The organism is Aliikangiella coralliicola, from assembly GCF_007004725.1.
GTDB classification, from domain to species: Bacteria; Pseudomonadota; Gammaproteobacteria; order Enterobacterales; family Kangiellaceae; genus Aliikangiella; species Aliikangiella coralliicola.
Map to the genome: position 1 here is coordinate 286,284 of NZ_ML660170.1, position 16,910 is coordinate 303,193.

Sequence of the window (16,910 nt, forward strand, 5' to 3'; positions counted from 1 at the left end):
TACACATAATGCTCTCAAAGGAAAAAACGTCTAATTATTGAATCTTAATCGGCTAGTAAACGGAAGACATAAAACACGCTTTTAAATCAAATAGCCACTTAAAGCCAATCAGCCAACTTAAAATGGCAATCTTGCCAATCTAACAGCATATGAATGAGCAAACCAGTTGCGACTAACCGAGTTTTACGATGGAACATTAAGCCGACATACAATGCGATTGCCCAATATGAATGTAATGGGTGGAAATTAATACTACACCGCATTAGATCATAAATCGGATCAGCCAACAGATGATCCAGATCCACCAACATGGTTAAACACAAAACCAGCCAGATTTTAAACCAATTTTTCCGGCTAATGGCGACCGCAACCAGAGCGGGAATAAAAAAGTGAGAAAAAATATGCAACATAAAAGACCCATTGAATTTATTCTGGGGATCTGAACACAGTTGAATAACCAGAAGCAATCACAAAAACACGCTTTACACAGAGTTTATTTTTGTCGATTTCGCTGAATGGGATACAATGCTGTGTTGGATAATAAATTAATTACGAAAAGCAGTATTAATGAACGGGATCAACCTGCCCTACCTCAGTCGAGAAAGCAAGCTCAAATCACTTGCTGGCCTACTCAAACATCCCTGGGCAATGTTGCTCGATAGCGGTGGAAATGACATTAATTATAACCGATATGATATTTTCTGTTGTCGGCCGACAGTACAATTAACCTTTAAAAATGAAAAGGTTAAAGTTGACTCTAAAATAAACCTGCCTGCGCTTAAACTGGATGAGCCATTAAGCTGCATGCGAAAAATCCTCAATACCTTAAAACCCTCGGCACAAAAAGAACGGACAACAGATTTACCTTTCAATGGCGGCTGGCTGGGTTATGTCAGCTACGATTTTGGCAGACATCTTGAAAAAATACCCGAGATTGCCTCCGATGACATTGATCTGGCCGCCATCAAAATGGGTTTGTACCAATGGGCCTTAATCACTGATCACCATAAACAGACAACCGCGCTTTATAACTTTGGCTTGCCGGAGAAAGAGTGGCACTCCGTTAATCAACTGATTAACACATACCTGACAGCAGAATCATCCCAGCCTATAGATTCAAGGCAAGAACCTCCTCAAGATTTCAAAATAGTTTCCGATTGGAAAAGTAATACAACAAAGGAAACCTATATAGATGCTTTTAATCACATTCAGAATTACATTCGTGAAGGCGACTGTTACCAGGTGAATTACGCACAACGATTTTGTGCTGACTATTCAGGTGATGTGTTTCAAGCCTATCAGGGGCTTTCTGAAGCTAACAAAGCCCCCTTCTCTGCTTATCTTAATTTTAATGATCACCAGATTCTGAGTTTATCGCCTGAGAGGTTTATCGAGAGCCACGATAACAAAGTGATCACACAGCCAATCAAGGGAACTCGACCAAGAAGTAATGATCCCAAAGAAGACGCGCAACTCGCACAAGCCCTGATCAACAGTGAAAAAGATCAGGCTGAAAATCTGATGATTGTTGATTTACTGCGAAATGACCTGAGTCGAACCGCCGCAACGGGTAGTGTTAAAGTCACCGAGTTATTCGGACATTATAAATTTGCATCAGTCCATCATTTAATTTCAACTATCGAATCTAAACTGGGCTCAGACTTCGACAACTTAGACTTGCTAGCAACCACTCTTCCCGGTGGCTCAATTACCGGTGCGCCTAAAATTCGCGCCATGGAAATAATTGAAGAACTGGAACCGGTAAGAAGAAATCTTTACTGCGGAATTATCGGCTATATTGATTTTGCCGGGAATATGGATACGAATATCTGCATTCGTACCCTAATTGCGAAAGATAACCGACTATACTGCTGGGCAGGTGGTGGCCTGGTCGCAGATTCAGATGCGCTCACAGAGTACCAGGAAACTTTTGATAAGTTGGTAAAAATATTACCGATATTGGATGAATACAGATAAACTCAGCAAGCAAAATAAAGCGACACTAGTGATTGAAAACCGCTTACGCTCAAATAAACAGGGTTGACGAAAAACAGCATGATCGAAAAAATACAGTCAATATTACTCCCGCTTTCGACCCCCAGTGAGTCATCGGATTCGTTAAAATGCGCGGCAGTGCTCATGCCGATTGTTAAAAATAGTCACAGCGGAGATTGGGAAGTCATTTTCACGCGAAGGGCTGAACACTTAAAACATCATCCCGGTCAAATCAGCTTTCCCGGTGGCGGTTATGAAGTTCAAGACGACGGACTGGGCGACACTGCGATAAGAGAGACCTTCGAAGAAATCGGCATTTCTCCAAAACAAATTCAATTAATAGGACGGCTGCCACAACAGCAAACGATATCCCAATATAACGTGACTCCCTATGTCGGTATTATCGATCCCGATTATCAACTGGCCATTGACGACAATGAAGTGGCCGAAGTCTTCACTGCTCCTTTTAGCTTTGTTACTGATCAGACCAATCAGAAAAAGGTGGAAGAAACCATCAAAGGCAAACAATATAGTTTCTACGTTATACAATATAAGCATTATAATATCTGGGGAGCGACTGCTAAAATTCTGGTCAATTTTACCCGTCGCCTAAACCGCGACGAGAATTAAACATAAACGAATTAAGCATAAACAAATTACGTTAAAACCAATAACGGTGATAACTAACTATAACTAGTGCCTGGTTTTATCAGGCTCTGATAATAAAAATGAACGAGCATTACCATGCCACAACTTTTGGTAAATCATAGTTACCAGCGGTGGTGTCGATGCTCACAAAAGCACGCAACTCGTTTTAATAAGACACATTAATTAGAGGTATCCATTGGCTGTTTCAGTTTTTGATCTTTTTACTGTTGGCATAGGTCCAAGCAGTTCTCATACCGTGGGCCCAATGCGCGCCGCGCGCAAATTTATTTTACATGCACTGTCACTGGAAAAACCGGTCCACAGGGTTTTATCTGAGTTGTTCGGTTCCCTTGGTCACACCGGTAAAGGGCACGGCAGCGATGTGGCTGTGTTGTTAGGTCTTGAAGGTGAAAAACCCAACCTGGTTGATACAGATTCAGTTCCAGGCAGAATGAAGGAAATACGAACACAAAACGAACTCAACCTGAACGGCCAACATTCGATTCATTATAATGATAAAAACGATTTAATATTCCACCGAAAGAAAACCCTGCCGCGCCACGCAAATGGCATGAAATTTACAGCCTTTGACGTAGATGGCAATGTACTGTCGGAAAAAATCTACTACAGCGTCGGCGGTGGTTTTGTCATCAGTGACGAAACCAATACCCAACCTTTAAAAGATTTACACCTGAAACTGCCCTATGATTTTCAGTCTGGCGAAGAACTGCTTAACTTAACAAAAACGAGTGGATTAAGTATTAGCAGCTTGATGATGGAAAATGAAAAAGTGTGGCAGGAAGAAGAAGCAATTAATTCCCGCCTGGATGAAATCTGGAGCACCATGAGCGGCTGTATTGATAAAGGCATTCGTACCGAAGGCATTCTTCCCGGCGGTCTGAAAGTTAGACGAAGAGCCCCTTCGTTACACCGAAAATTACTGTCTCGTGGTAATAATCTAGACCCGCTCGCAGCGATGGACTGGGTTAATCTTTACGCACTTTCCGTTAACGAAGAAAATGCAGCAGGCGGCCGAGTGGTGACTGCGCCGACAAACGGAGCAGCAGGCATTATTCCAGCAGTAATTAAATATTACGAGCACTTTTACCAACCGACCGGACAAGAAAATATTCGCCGATTCTTGTTAACCTCGGCAGCGATTGGAATTTTATACAAACTCAACGCTTCCATATCTGGCGCAGAAGTTGGCTGTCAGGGAGAAGTCGGTGTGGCTTGCTCAATGGCCGCCGCCGGATTAACTGAAGCCCTCGGCGGCTCTCCTGCACAAGTAGAATGCGCCGCAGAAATAGGTATGGAACATAACCTGGGGCTCACTTGCGATCCAGTTGGCGGATTAGTTCAGGTTCCTTGTATTGAAAGGAACGCAATGGGCGCTGTCAAAGCCATCAACGCAGCACGTTTAGCAATGCAGGGCGATGGCGACCATAAAGTGTCTTTGGACAAAGTAATTAAAACCATGCGAGAAACTGGGGCAGATATGAAAACCAAGTATAAAGAAACGGCTCGTGGCGGACTCGCAGTGAATATTATTGAGTGTTAATTTCTAGCAAACCAGGCACTTAATCAGTGCCTAACTCCACTACCGGCATCTTTAATAAAAAGCCTTTGTCTTCCTGCCATTCGAATGTGCCTTTTATTTGAATGAGGAATCCCTTAATCATTGCCAAGCCAACATCTTTTTGTCCAAGCAGATTCCGACTGGAATAAAATGGCACAAAAAGGTTTTCCTGTTGTTCCTCGTCAAAACTAAGCTCAGTCGAATTCACAGTAATAATTAGCTCGTCATCCTGTCGCAAAACGCTCATTTCAATATCGCCACCATCAAAATTTTGAGTATCAGATTTATCTTGAGAAGAATGATGACTTGCGAGGTAATCACGACAGAAGCCGACCAGAGAAGTTAAACAGTGTTTAAACCATTCTGTCTCAGCATTAACAAAAAGCATCTTTTCATCAATTTGAATATCAATAGGGCATTTAGATTCACTCGAAACAGATTTCAAAGTAGATAAAATTTCAACCGGGGAAATAACGACTTGCAGCCTGGAAATAGATGATAATAACTCCTTGCCGAATATGACTGCTTTCTTCCCGGAGCTAAGCGCCATCTGAAGTCGCTCCTCAACTTCACTCTGCTCACATTCGAGTAACGCCAACTCATTAAAGCCCATCATACCTGACAGGAAATTATTATAGGCATGAACCATCAACCCGATGCTATCCTGATTTTGTTTTTGCTCGACTCCTTGCCTGTCCTTCAGCCGTTGCTGTTCATTTTGACTATTTTGTTGATACGCTTGTTTATCTCTACTCATCTATCAAATTTCCACAACCAAACTAGTAGTTAATTGAATATCCGATCTTCTTTGAGTTTATACTCAAACAACTGAAAATCTTGCTGACGGCAACAGGCTTATACCCGTGCAACCTGAATCCTGAATTTCCAGATAGCACGGGTATAATTATTAAGCAATAAAAAAGCGGGAGATGCAACTCCCGCTTTTTTTACGAAAAACTAGTTCGATTTTTATTTAATCACGACAACGTCAGACGGTACTTTATGCAATACATTTTCAGCAGTATTACCTAACAGGCGCCCTCTTAAGCTTGTGCGAGTTTTATTACCCAAAATAACAACATCCGCATCAATGTTTTGACTAATTCGGCAAATTTCTTTTGCCGGCTTACCCGCAACCAGGTGCAATTTGCTACGATCAAGTCCTGCGTCTTCAACTAATCGACGAATCATCGGATCTAACGAGGCTTTCATCTTATCTTCGTAAGTTTTCGGATCAATTAAGTCCAGGTCAGCCAAAGCTTTCGGCACTGCGATCGAATAGCACGCATGAACTTCACTGTTGGTTGCTCCGGCTAATTTAATCGCCTGGCGCATAATATCTTCGTTAAGATCGAGTGTTCTTTGGCTGGTTGAACCTAAATCTAGAGCTGCTAATACTACACCCCCTTCTTTCCATGGTTTGTCGCCAACAATCATCACAGGCTCAGGACAGTGGCGCATTAATTGCCAATCAGATGGTGTATACATAAACGCTTCGGAGCGATGACCTGATTTAAATACCATATCGAACGATTTTTGATCACATCGTGCAATAACCCAACGCTCAAAAGATTTTTCCCAAACAACATCAACATGGATTTTAACATCTCCCAAGTCGATACCTTCTAAAAAGGTATCCATTACCTCTTGTTTGCGGTCGATGTAGTTATGATGGACTTTGCGTTTTTCTTCATGAGATAGAATTTCAGAACTATCGACACCCGGCGCATGAACAAAACCGACAAACTCGATTTTCGCTCCCGTGTTTTTAGCTATTTCTAACGCATGATAAAAAGCTGACTGCTTTCCGCCTTCCTTATCTGCAATAACCAATAATTCTCTCATTTCTATCTCCAAGCAAATTAACAATAAATTTTACTGCTACGTATTCTATCAACAAACATCGTTTAGGTCATAACAGAATTAATAATTTTGCCTTATATTTTAATAACATTGAGCACTATCTCAAATAATTATCTCGATCATCATTTGATTTAACCAATCGAGCGTAAAACTAACCAATATTGAGGATATGGTTTATACTGTGACCTGAGACAAGCGTTTTAGAACTGGCTCTGTAGTTTAAGGAATATTTCACCATTTTTGTCGAGGTAATATGGCGCAGTTGGCGGAAGCTAGACAATTATTATTAGTTAATTCAAATCCTGACCGTCTCAAAACATTAGAGGCTTTATTAAAGAATGGAACCGATTTCGAGATTTTAACAGCTTCAAATGCAAAAGAGGCCGTCGAACTTCTTAAAGCAGAAATAATCCATTTTGTGGTCAGTAATATTAAATTACCGGATTTTGACGGTTGGCGTTTAGCGCGCTTAGTCCGCTCCGGAGTGCTAAGATGTGCCGCAGATACCCCCTTCGTCATTGTCGCTAATACCTGGTGTCAACATATCGCCAGCACAACAGCGAGAGAATTTGGTATTAATCGACTGATTGCTTTTGAAGAAAACCCCAAACTCCTCGATATTATTAATGGCGATCAGTTAACTCCCCTGGAAGACATGAAAAAAGCTTCTGTTCTGGTGATTGAGGACAATCAGGATACACGACATTTAGTGACCAGAATATTAAATCACCGTTTTCAAATTGAAGTTGCTGAAGATGGAGAGTCAGGATTGGAGAAATGGCGGCAGCGTAATTATTCACTTGTGCTTCTTGACGTAATGCTGCCGGGTATTTCCGGAAATCAGGTCTTGGGCGAAATTTTAAAAGAAACCCCCTCTCAATCTGTCGTTATAATGACCGCAAACCATACCATGGAGCTGGCCGAGGAATTGATGCTCAAGGGCGCCGCTGATTTTGTCACAAAACCCTTTAGAGCGGAGCAACTCAGACGCGTCTGCGAAACGGCGGCACGCCGTGAAGATTTTATTATCAGTAATGAAGAATTTGCAGCGAAGGTAGACTCTCTTAACCGAAGCCGAAAAGAATACAAACGTATTTTTGAAGCCCATCAACATTTGCTCGATCAGTTAGGCAGTGTCGTTATCGAACTCAATACTAGCGGCCACATCTGTTTTCTAAATCGTGCCTGGGAAAAACTCACGGGATACGCCATACAGGAATGCCATCAACGCTCCCTGCTCGACTTTATGGTGAAACCAGATACACCGGGAGTCTACATTTCAAATGAGTTAGACACCGTTTTATCTGGTAATGTTACTTCTCACCGCTTTGAATTCCGATTGAAAAATAAATTCAAAGAAGAGCTTTGGGTTGAGGCAAGATTTGAAATTACCCTTTCAAAAGATCACAAGTCTCGCAGTATTTCCGGCACCATCGATAATGTAACTGCGCGCAAAAAAGCCCAAAGAGATCTTGAATACCTGGCCATGCATGACGGATTAACCGGGTTATTTAATCGCCACTATTTTGAAACTGAACTCAGACAATTTACAGCCACCGCATCCCGTGGAAACGGCCCACATTCACTACTTTACATCGATCTTGATCATTTCAAGGTTATCAATGACACACTTGGCCACCATCACGGTGATATCGTATTAAGAAATATTTCATCGCTTGTTACCACCCGATTGAGAGAATCAGATATTCTTTCCAGAATCGGTGGCGACGAGTTCGCCCTGTTGCTACCTAACACCAATCAACAAACGGCACTCATGATCGCCGACGATATTTGTCGACTATTAGATGATTATCAATGTAGCCTCGAAGGACAATCGTTTAAGGTTAACTGTTCGATTGGTATTTCTGAAATCAGCGGCGTCGAAGCCAGCGCCGAAGAATACATGAAACAGGCCGATATCGCGCTCTACGCGGCCAAAAAGCAAGGGCGAAATCTAGCCCACGTTTATGATAAAAATGACACTCATAGCAAAGCATTACAAGCCAGCTTAGAATGGGCGCGAAAACTACACCAGGCAGTCGCAGACGATAATCTGGAACTTTATTTTCAGCCAGTTGTTGAAATTGCCAGTCGGCAGACGGTTTACCATGAAGCGCTGGTCAGACTGAAAATAGAAAATCGAGTAGTATCACCTGGAGAATTTATTCCCGCGCTTGAACGCGAGGGCGACATGAATTTACTCGATCGCCAAGTGGTCAGTAAGGCGATCAAATATTTACACGACTACCCTTCTCTCAACAAAATAGCCATTAATCTCTCCGCCCAAGGTTTCGGCGATGAGAGGCTGGTACCTTTGATAAAAGAAAAACTCAGACAACACCGAGTTGACGGTCGGCGTATCATCTTTGAACTCACTGAAAGTGCTAGTTTGAGCAACATTACTGCCACCAGACAAATTGTTTCAAAAATCAGAGAATTGGGCTGCGAGTTCTCCATCGATGACTTTGGTACCGGTTTTAGCACTTTCAATTATCTGAAACAACTTCCGGCCCAATCGGTAAAAATAGATGGCTCGTTTATTGTTGATTTAACGACCAATGCGGTCGACCTGGCCCTGGTTAAAGCTATTTATGAAGTCGCAACAGCGCTAGACAAAAAAACGGTCGCCGAATTTGTCGAAAACGAGCAAACCCTCATTCTTTTGAAGAAGATAGGTGTGACTTATGCGCAAGGGTACCATTTGGGTAAACCGCTGCCAGTAGAAAAGCTATTTGCTCAAAGTGCCGTTTGTTAGTTATCAGCGTCGATGAAATGTGAAAATTCACAATATGATTTCAAGCTTGAATTCATGACGACCAAGGCCCCCCAAAGGCAATCAACGAGTGCAGTTTTAACATTCCGTTTTTTGCCAAAATGGCCAAAGACAACATCGCTTTCCTAATTTTTCACTAATAATTTCAGATCACTGCTAAATTTGCCCTTTTACAGTCCTTATAAATGCCGCAGTGCACTAGTGACGAGGGTTATTAATATTTTTTATTGACTCTTGAGATGACTAATACGGCCATTTTAGGTTATTTTAGGCTATCGCAATATTGAGATTGTTTGACAAAAAAATCTCTTCTGATTAATTTTTGTTCTAAGCTTATAACTCTGAGTGTTTTCTCGGCGCTTTGTTTTTGCAGTTACCAGACAATAAGATGTAAGAGGTATGGTATGAATTTATCACTGATCGCCAACGACGACTCGAAACCTGAGGCTCAGATGCCCCATCCTCAAGATAACGCAGATCTAATTATCGAATATCTGAAAACACTGGAAGTTGACTATGTATTTGGCGTACCTGGTGGTGCGATCGAACCGCTTTATAATGCCCTGGCCCGAAGTCAAGCCGCGGGAGGCCCCAGAGCCATTATTGCGAGACATGAGGCAGGCGCGGCATTTATGGCAGAAGGCTATGCCAGGGAAACAGGTAAACTAGGCGTTTGTTGTGCAACCACAGGTCCGGGAGCAACTAACTTGCTCACCGGCACGGCTTCGGCTTTCGCAGATAATGTCCCCATGCTGGTTATCACAGCGCAAACACCACTACCAAAATTTGGGAAAAATGCGCTGCAAGAGTCATCGTGTACCGCCATCGACACCGTCGGCATATTCCGCCATTGCACCCGGTATAATACACTCGTCTCCCATACCGAGCAGCTAAACAACAAAGTTATTAGCGCAATCATGTCGGCTAACCGAGTACCATCGGGACCATCTCATATTAGTATTCCGTCTGATATTCTTCGGCAAAAACCTTCTGAAAATGTGAAGATTAAAGCCGAACGACTGAAACAAGAATTTACCTTAACGGACAATGCCGCGGTCGAACAGTTGACCGACATGCTCTCCAGCGCGTGGCGAGTCGCCCTGTTTTTAGGTAAAGGTTGCGGAAGCTCAATTGATGAAATCATGGAATTTGCCGAGCTGACCAGGGCACCGATTATGACCGGACCGGCCGGTAAACGCTGGATCAATGGGTTTCATCCCCTCTACCGCGGTGTCTATGGTTTTGCAGGACATCAAAGTGCCGAAGAAACCATGAAGGATGATACTATCGACCTGGTGTTGGCCGTCGGGACACAGATTACCGAGCTGGGAACCGGGGGTTGGCAATCATCATTACTAAGTGATCGACTTGTGCATATTGACTCAACCGTCGAGCATTTTTCCCGCTCCCCCATGGCGCAGCTGCACGTTTGCGGTGATTTGAAATCTATATTTCAACAGTTGAATGAAAATGTGAGGCTAGGAATAAAATGGGGTCGCACTTGGGATGCCGTTGATCCAGTTAAGCAAAACTATCTCGATCATCATATTCCAAGTACCAACCACGGCTACCAAATCCGTCAGAACGAGCCAGATAAGTGCTTTTCCAATGACATACCGCTTAAACCTCAGCGTATCGCCACAGAATTTAGTCGGCGTATTCCATCTACTTTCAGAATTCACCTGGACGCCGGCAACGTCTGGTCGTGGTTCACTCACTATTTCCATCGCGCCAGTGCTAAAGGCCACTATCATATCGCGATGGGCCTGGGTTCTATGGGCTGGGCAATTGGCGCTTCGGTCGGTAACGCGTTAGGTAGCAACGAGCCGAGTGTTTGTATTACCGGCGATGGTAGTTACTTAATGTCTGGTCAGGAAATCACAACCGCACTGCAACAAAAGTTACCGGTGATTTACGTGGTCTTCAATGACAGTGCCCTGGGAATGGTCATGCACGGCCAACGACTCGGTGGCGCCGAACAGATTGGATTTCAACTGCCGCCCATCAATTTCGCAAAAATGGCCGAAGCAATGGGCATTGAAGGTATCCGGGTGGAAACCCCTGAAGATTTGGTCAATATTGACTGGAAAAGACTTGGTGAAAAACAAGGACCAACCATGATCGATTTGTTGGTTGACGGTGAGGAAATTCCACCCATGGGTCAAAGGGTCAAAGGGTTGGCCAATGAGTCAGCTACTCCGGGAGGCTAAAATCTAAAGTGAGTAACAAAAAAAACTTTGGCTACGCAAAGAAAACCAGCACTAGCATCCTTTATGAAAAACCGAACGAAGACAACCCTTTTGTCGCCGAGTCAGTTTATATCCACGGGTATAACTTAACCGAGCTCACCAGTAAAAAGTCATTTGTAGAAGTGCTTATTTTACTTTTTACCGGAGAGTTGCCTAACGCAAATGCTATGGCATTGATGAACGCGCTCATGGTTGGATTAATAAACCCAGGACCAAGAAATCCAGCCGTGCGAGCCGCAATGACCGCCGGGATTAGTAAGTCAAACACGCCTCACCTGCTACCTATTGGCTTAATGGTATTAGGTGGTGAAGATGGCGGAGCCACCGAAGTAGAAAAATCCATGAGCTTTATTTTAGAAGCTTTTTCAAACAACAATCGATTCTATTCGTCATTTGACTTTGATAAGACAGACACTTCTGAGGGCGACTTTAAAATTGCGCCGGGATTCGGATCCTACTTTAGCCAAAGATGCCCAGTCACCCATCAAATCGCAGAACAACTGATCGCCTTTCCTGAAACCAAATATTTAAATTGGCTCCACTCTCAAATTATCGACAGCGAAAATAATAGTGCGGGATGGTTACCTGTTGGACTGGCTGCCGCTACTTTTCTGGATTTAGGGATCAAGCCAAGAGAAGGAATCGGACTTTATCAACTATTGTGTGCGCCGGGTATTGCGGCCCACGCACTTGAACAAACTCACAAGCCACTATCATCAATGCCGTTCCTGGAAGATTCACAATATGAACTCAAGCAAAAAAGATAAGAACTTATCTTTCTGGACAACCAGGCGAAATAAAATTTCGACAAGCGTTGGCAAGTGGACCGGTGGAGAAGACGTTATCTGCCACGGTCATTTGATGATGAAAGATTTATTGGGAAATATTTCCTACATGCAAATGCTGGTACTGAATATTACCGGCCGCCTGGTAGATGAAAAAGTTGCCAAATGGCTAGAAGGTAATTTTATTGGTGTCAGCTACCCTGACGTCAGAATCTGGTGTAATACAATTGGCGCACTGGCCGGTACAACAAAAACGTCGGTTGTCTCAGCGACGGTTGCAGGAACACTGGCGGCAGATTCTCGTGGTTACGGCGGCAGTCAAACCAGCGTTTACGGCATGAAGTTTATTCAAAATGCCCTCAAACAGAAACAATCTGGAATGACACTCGAACAAATTATTAAAAATGCAAATTACAAAAATGGAAAACCAGTAATTACCGGTTATGCCCGTCCGGTCGCAAGAAACGACGAAAGACTGGAACCCCATCAGCGAATGACTGAAAAATTAGGCTTCAGCGTGGGAGAACACCTTAAACTCGCCTGGGAGATTAATGACTATCTTGAGCAACACCATGACCTGGCGATGAACGTCGCCGGTTATTCTTGTGCATTTCTTTCAGACCAGGGCTTTTCTCCGCAAGAAGTTTATCGAATTAAATCATTAATGGTTGCCAGCGGCGTCACGGCTTGTTACGTGGACTATTACGAAAGAACGAGTGGTAGTTTTTTACCACAACGTTGTGATGACATCGAATATGATGGTCACCCCATCAGAACAATAGATTAAATATTCGAACGCAATTAAGGTGTGGAGTGAAATATGTGTGGAATACTATCGGTATTTTCATCGGATTCTCCAATCGAAGAATCAGCCATCCAGAAAGGTCTAGATACTTTATACCACAGAGGCCCCGATCACAGCAGTTATTGGCTTTCGCCAGATAAACAAGTTGCGCTCGGTCACACCAGGTTAAGTATCATTGATTTGAGTACCGGCGATCAGCCGATTTCTAACGGCGACGATTCAACTCACCTGGTTGCAAATGGAGAGTTTTACGACTTCGAAAAAATCAGAAAAGATCTGCAGTCAAAAGGTTATCAATTCAAAACCAAATCAGACAGTGAAATCGCTCTTCACTTGTATCACGAACACGGTACCGCTTGTTTGCAACACCTGCGAGGCGAATTTGCATTTACTATCTGGGATCAAAACAACCAGACTTTATTTGCCGCCAGAGATCGTTTAGGTATCAATCCCTTGTACTACGCGCACTACCAGGGAAAGCTATTTATTGGCTCCGAAATCAAAGCCATTCTCGCCGCCGGTGTTCCGGCGGTTTGGGATAAAGAATCTTATTTAAGACGAAGTTTTTATTTTACCGATAAAACATTGTTTAGCGGCATTAGTCAGGTACCCCCTGGGCATTTTTTACTTGCTTCAAAAGGCAACTTTAAACTCGTTAAATATTGGGACTTTGGCTACGTCAGTGACCAACAGCTCGACCATAAAACAGAAGAAGAATTTGTTGAAAGTCTACGGGCAAGTTTGTTAGAAGCAACGCAAACTCGTCTGAGAGCAGATGTACCTGTGGGCGTTTACTTAAGCGGCGGTATTGACTCTTGCGCAGTGTTAGGAATGACTTCGCACCTCAGAGAAAACACCGTTGATGCCTTTACTCTTTCCTTTTCTAATAAAGACTACGATGAAGCATCTATTGCAACTCGTATGGCAGAGAAAGTGAAAGCAAAGCATCACATTATTTCAGTTTCTCAAGAAGATCTGGCGGACAACTTTTTAAAGTCTATCTGGCATAGTGAAACCATTTGCATGAATGCACACAGTGTCGCAAAGTTTATGTTGAGTCGTGCGGTTCACGATAAAGGATTTAAAGTCGTATTAACCGGCGAAGGCGCTGACGAAGTTTTTGCCGGCTATCCCCCTTTCCGCAGCGATATGCTTAATATGCTGGATGATAAAGCAAATTCAGAAAAATTACTCGATGAGTTAAAACAGAAAAATAAAATTACCGCCGGACTAATGCTGGCAACAGAAAGTTCACAGTCCACCGAGTTCATCAATCGTTATTTGGGTTACGAACCTGCCTGGTTGATTCCGTTGGTTCATATATTTAACGAAATAAAAACCAATTTTAATTCAGAAACATCGCACGCGCTGGGAAAATCTCATCCGATCAAAAGTTTTTTGAACCAACTTGATTTTACTCAAATTAATAATATCAATCCTGTTCACACTTCAATGTATATGTTGTCAAAATCAGCATTGCCAAACTATGTACTTACCAACCTGGGCGATAGAATGGAAATGGCACACTCTCTGGAAGGCCGACTCCCCTTCCTTGACCACAAAGTCATTGAGCAAGTGGTAAAAATGCCGGTGAACATGAAAATAAAAGGTATGCGGGAAAAGTATGTTTTGAGAGAAGCGATAAAGCCTTTTGTCACCGAAGAAGTTTATAACCGCCAAAAGCACCCTTTCCTGGCACCACCCTCAGTTATCACCCCGGGAGAAAAATTGCACCAACTCGTTCAGGATACTTTGCGAAGTGATTTGCTGAATAAAGTACCATTTTTTGATAATAAAAAAATTATTGAAATGCTCGACCAGGCGCCAAATCAACCCGAACAAAAATGGCCAAGCACCGAAGCGATATTACTCGAAATTCTCAGTTTATGTTTCATTCAACAGCACTTTGATTTATCAGCTTAGGCAAGCTGAAACAATTTGAGCAAATGAAAGAAACATAACAGCATTAAGCAAAACAGCCAGGAATTCTTACTTAACTGATAGTTTTAAAATACATAGGATATTTCGGCAAAGAAATTACTGCCCGCTAACGGTAAATCAAAAGGAATGTTAGCGATGGGGCCACTGTTCGCTGTGGGTTCTCTGGCATCCTCATCGAATAGATTACGAGCGATTAAGGCTAATGATAAATTGCTTTCAGGCGCTTGCCATCGGATAGTAACATCAACAATCTGATAGTCGTCAATCGCACTTCTTGTATCTATCTGAGCTCTTTCTCTATCCATTACCCAATTAAACTTGGTGTTCATATGCCAGCTTTTTTCAAGTTGCCAGTCTGCCTGCAAAAACAATTGCTGCTGTGGCACAAAAGCGATGTCTTGTTTTGTCAATTCATCGGTTGAGCGCTGAATGGAATAGTTTCCTTTCAATTTGAAATGTTCTGTTGCTTCCCATTCAAATTCGATTTCAACGCCATAACCTGTTTGTTCTCCGATGTTTTGTGCCGTATTGCTGGTAGCGCCTGTATCGGGAACGAATTGAATGATTTCGTTCCATTCATGGTAAAAGAAACTCACACCACTGCTAAAACCCGTTTGTGGATGATAATCCATCACTAATTCAAAAGTTTCGATTCGCTCGGGAGATAAGTTAGGGTTACCGAGCGCGACCGGATTATTAATATTACGCGTTTCTGCAAATGAAGGCGCTCTAAATGCTTTACCATATAAAAACTTTGTCGTTAAGTTCAACGAAGATGACCAGACTAGCGCCAGCCTTGGGTTAGTGGTTGAACCAAAATCAGAATAATCATCGTAGCGAATGCCCGCGGTTAACTCCCAGTCATTGGCAAACGCCCATATATCTTGAACAAAAAAGTAATTATTCTTGCGATCACCTTCGGTAAGAAACACGAAAGGCGTATCAGAGACATCAACCACTGGACTACCTGGGACAAGAAACTCGCCGTTTGGTCCAAACGCAAAGTTTTTAGACTCTTTGACTTTATACAAATCGCTATAATTGTGCCCGATGCCAATTCTTAATTCATGACTATCTAACCCTTTATAGCTAGTCGTAAAGTTTAATCGACTGTGTTTTTCGAATACTTCAGGATTACCGATGACACCATCGGGAAACGGGGCTCCAAAACCAATATCAGCGCCGGGAGGAAAAATAATTAAGTTATTGTCAATTTCTTGTGTGGTATTTAGATGACTGAGTAAAGCTTCAATATTCCAATCTTTTGCCAGTTCATCATTTTTATACGTAAGATCAATATTCCATCGATTACTGGATTGAACACTCGTCGGGTCCAGTGCTTCTGCAATCCCGACACCAGCTCCCAGTTCACGACTTTGCAACCCGCCTCTCAACTTCCATTTTTCAAATGCTAAATCTAACCTTAAATCGAGATTATCTCTTTTATTATTAACACTCCCCGGGGCTAGTGAAGCATTGGTACCAAAAACAGCATCCAATATTGTCTGTGCGTCACTTTGAATAATTTCATCGTGGCCATCGGTTTTATGAACTTCAACAATTAGTGACGTCGCAACATTACCGAGTTTGCCGCCATGAGAAAACCAAAAATCAGTCGTATCATAGCTACCTGCTCGAAAACCGACAGTATTTTTTTCGATGTTTTCTGAAGTTTTCGTGATCACATTAATGACACCAGAAAAAGCATCGGCACCATAAATTGCCGAACCAGGTCCCCTGATGACTTCCACTCTCTCGATTGCATGAACAGGCATTCCGCCCCACAGTTGAGAGCGGTTACCAGTAAAAACATTAGTGACCGGAATCCCGTTAATGAGCATCAAAACTTGTGGGTTAAAGCTGCTATAAATGCCACGGAAAGTATAGATAGATAAATAAACATTGGGTAATTTCGATACATGTAAACCTGGCACCATCTCAAGTACATCGTCTAAATCCATAGCGCCGGTATTGACGATTTCCTCCGCCGTAATTACCGTTGCCACTGATGGCGCTTTATGAATGAGCTTTTTAGAACCTGTCGCTAAAGAAATAAAATCTTCATCCCCGTAAAAATCTGCCAAATCATCTTCAAGCTCATCGAGTTCATCATACTCATCAGCTAAAATCGCAGCAGATCCCAATGATAAAGCAATTGCAATTGAGAGGCTGACTAGCTTGCGGGGAAACAACATTGAAACCACCTTATGTTTTTGTTTATACGGGGACAACGCAATAAATTAGCTCATTGTTTTAACAACAGACCCTAAAT

Annotated in this window: 12 protein-coding genes; 8 read left to right on the top strand and 4 right to left on the bottom strand. The window is 42.7% G+C overall.

The annotated features are described in order from the left end of the window. Positions 1-98: 98 nt before the first annotated feature. A complete protein-coding gene (locus tag FLL46_RS23370) occupies positions 99-410 on the bottom strand; it encodes a DUF6122 family protein (RefSeq protein ID WP_142934261.1) in 312 nt (103 codons plus the stop codon). A 157-nt stretch (positions 411-567) separates the two neighbouring features. Between FLL46_RS23370 and pabB the strand changes: the two genes are divergently transcribed. The 3 genes from pabB (at position 568) to FLL46_RS23385 (ending at position 4,204) form a co-directional block, all read left to right on the top strand. Next, entirely contained in the window at positions 568-1,977 is a 1,410-nt protein-coding gene (gene pabB, locus FLL46_RS23375) for an aminodeoxychorismate synthase component I (RefSeq protein ID WP_142934263.1), read from the top strand. Between the two features lie 78 nt (positions 1,978-2,055). Further along, the gene (locus FLL46_RS23380; RefSeq protein WP_142934265.1) at positions 2,056-2,625 is read left to right on the top strand and encodes an NUDIX hydrolase; all 570 of its coding nucleotides are present in this window, start codon (positions 2,056-2,058) and stop codon (positions 2,623-2,625) included. Positions 2,626-2,839: 214 nt separating this feature from the next. Continuing rightward, positions 2,840-4,204 carry an L-serine ammonia-lyase gene (locus FLL46_RS23385; RefSeq protein WP_142934267.1) on the top strand — a complete coding sequence of 455 codons (1,365 nt, stop codon included), beginning with the start codon at positions 2,840-2,842 and terminating at the stop codon, positions 4,202-4,204. 19 nt (positions 4,205-4,223) lie between these two features. Here the strand turns inward: FLL46_RS23385 and FLL46_RS23390 are convergent, their stop codons facing one another. Beyond that, positions 4,224-4,979, bottom strand: a complete 756-nt coding sequence (locus FLL46_RS23390; RefSeq protein WP_142934269.1) for a sensor histidine kinase — start codon at positions 4,977-4,979, stop codon at positions 4,224-4,226. A 212-nt stretch (positions 4,980-5,191) separates the two neighbouring features. After that, complete coding sequence (locus tag FLL46_RS23395; RefSeq protein ID WP_142934271.1) at positions 5,192-6,067, bottom strand: universal stress protein; 876 nt, start codon at positions 6,065-6,067, stop codon at positions 5,192-5,194. 271 nt (positions 6,068-6,338) lie between these two features. On the opposite strand from FLL46_RS23395, the gene FLL46_RS23400 reads away from it, so the two are divergent. The 5 genes from FLL46_RS23400 (at position 6,339) to asnB (ending at position 14,620) form a co-directional block, all read left to right on the top strand. Continuing rightward, a complete protein-coding gene (locus FLL46_RS23400; protein WP_142934273.1) occupies positions 6,339-8,840 on the top strand; it encodes a GGDEF/EAL domain-containing response regulator in 2,502 nt (833 codons plus the stop codon). A gap of 422 nt (positions 8,841-9,262) precedes the next feature. Continuing rightward, complete coding sequence (locus FLL46_RS23405; protein ID WP_142934275.1) at positions 9,263-11,068, top strand: thiamine pyrophosphate-binding protein; 1,806 nt, start codon at positions 9,263-9,265, stop codon at positions 11,066-11,068. An 8-nt stretch (positions 11,069-11,076) separates the two neighbouring features. Further along, positions 11,077-11,874: a citrate synthase family protein gene (locus tag FLL46_RS23410; protein WP_142934277.1), complete on the top strand. Its 798-nt coding sequence runs from the start codon at positions 11,077-11,079 to the stop codon at positions 11,872-11,874. Beyond that, a complete protein-coding gene (locus FLL46_RS23415; protein WP_142934279.1) occupies positions 11,852-12,679 on the top strand; it encodes a citrate synthase family protein in 828 nt (275 codons plus the stop codon). Before FLL46_RS23410 ends, FLL46_RS23415 begins: the two co-directional genes overlap by 23 nt. A gap of 33 nt (positions 12,680-12,712) precedes the next feature. Continuing rightward, positions 12,713-14,620: an asparagine synthase (glutamine-hydrolyzing) gene (asnB, locus tag FLL46_RS23420; protein WP_142934281.1), complete on the top strand. Its 1,908-nt coding sequence runs from the start codon at positions 12,713-12,715 to the stop codon at positions 14,618-14,620. Between the two features lie 83 nt (positions 14,621-14,703). Here the strand turns inward: asnB and FLL46_RS23425 are convergent, their stop codons facing one another. Beyond that, positions 14,704-16,833, bottom strand: a complete 2,130-nt coding sequence (locus FLL46_RS23425; protein WP_142934283.1) for a TonB-dependent receptor plug domain-containing protein — start codon at positions 16,831-16,833, stop codon at positions 14,704-14,706. Positions 16,834-16,910: the final 77 nt, after the last annotated feature.